This is a genomic window from Streptomyces sp. UH6 (assembly GCF_013421635.1).
GTDB classification, from domain to species: domain Bacteria; phylum Actinomycetota; class Actinomycetes; order Streptomycetales; family Streptomycetaceae; genus Streptomyces; species Streptomyces abyssomicinicus.
The window spans coordinates 1-1199 of record NZ_JACADT010001339.1 but is presented as its reverse complement, the minus strand read 5'-3'; the positions used below and the strand labels follow the sequence as shown (position 1 = coordinate 1199).

Genomic DNA, 1199 nt, shown 5'->3' with positions numbered 1-1199 from the left:
CGGTTCCGGGCCGCCGCGCGCGGCACCGGGCAGCGCGAACTCCCGCGTGGCGAACTGCGGTGCGAGGTAGGTGCCGATCACCGGGACGCCCAGCGCCTCGCCCGCGGCACGGCTGAGCGGCGCCGGACCGAAGGCGGTCAGCAGCAGATCGGTGCCGCCCGCCACGGCTTCCCGCACCCCGTCGGCGAGCCCGTCGACGTAGGCCCTGTTCAGCGCCCGGACCTCCTCGCGCGAGGCCGCCCGGGACCACCTCCGGATCAGCTCCTTCGGGTCTCCCGGCATCGGGTGATGGGCGAGTCCGCACCCGCCGACCAGGGGGCCGAAGACCGGGTGGGCGGCCACGGTGACCTGATGGCCCGCGTCCAGCAGACGCCGCCCGAGCCCCGTGAAGGGCGCGACGTCCCCCCGTGAACCGCCGGTGATGATCAGAATGCGCACGCGGCGCTCCTCCTCGACGAACTGCCGCCCGGTCACGGGCCCGTACCCCGAGAGCGAACCACGCGAGCCGCACGGAAATCCGGTGGATCCGCCACCGCGGGCACAGCACAATCCCGGTGAACCGGTGACAGCCGGTGAAGCGCGGAGAGAGGGAACCGCTTGGACGTCTTCGTGTGCGCCGGGTGCGGCGTGGAACTGACGGCGCCGGTCTCCCGGGTCGCCCTCCCCGTCCACACCCACCACGGGGCCTGGGAGGAGCTCCATCCGCCCCTGATGGAACCCGCCACGTACGCCGTCGACGCCCGGCCCACCGGACCGCCCTGGCGGCTGTGGGAGGAGGTCGGCGAGGAAGCGGCCGCCCGGCAGGGCGTGTACACGCGGGTGTACTCCGTCTCCTTCGGCGCGCGGAACAGGATCGTGATCGCCCCCGGCGACTCCCGGTCCATGACCCTGATCCCCGACAGGTGCGACGGCTACTGCCGGGGCGTGGACGGCAGGGCCGGTCCCAACCTGGCGTGCGAGGGGTGCGGGCGGGCGGTGGCGACCCGCATGGACGACTGCGGGATGTGGCAGACGGTGTGGCTCGAGCCCGACGCCGTGGTGCGCCGCCCCTCGGGACGTCCGGCCGGCCCGCCTCCAGGCTGGGACGACCTGCGCGACCCCGGGCACCGGGTCCCGCCCGTCGAGCCCGACGGGTCGTTGAGCCGTCGCTGGGAGGCGGCGCTCGGGGTCGCGCTGGCGCATCTCGTGGCGGTCACCGA

The 1199-nt window shown here is 74.9% G+C and carries 1 protein-coding gene and 1 pseudogene; one reads left to right on the top strand and one right to left on the bottom strand.

The features are described from left to right. A partial coding sequence (locus HW445_RS33965) for a glycosyltransferase (protein WP_180224219.1) occupies positions 1-438 on the bottom strand: 438 nt, incomplete at its 3' end. 159 nt (positions 439-597) lie between these two features. Here HW445_RS33965 and HW445_RS31730 point away from each other — a divergent pair. Continuing rightward, positions 598-1199: pseudogene (locus tag HW445_RS31730) on the top strand (hypothetical protein); the annotation flags it as partial.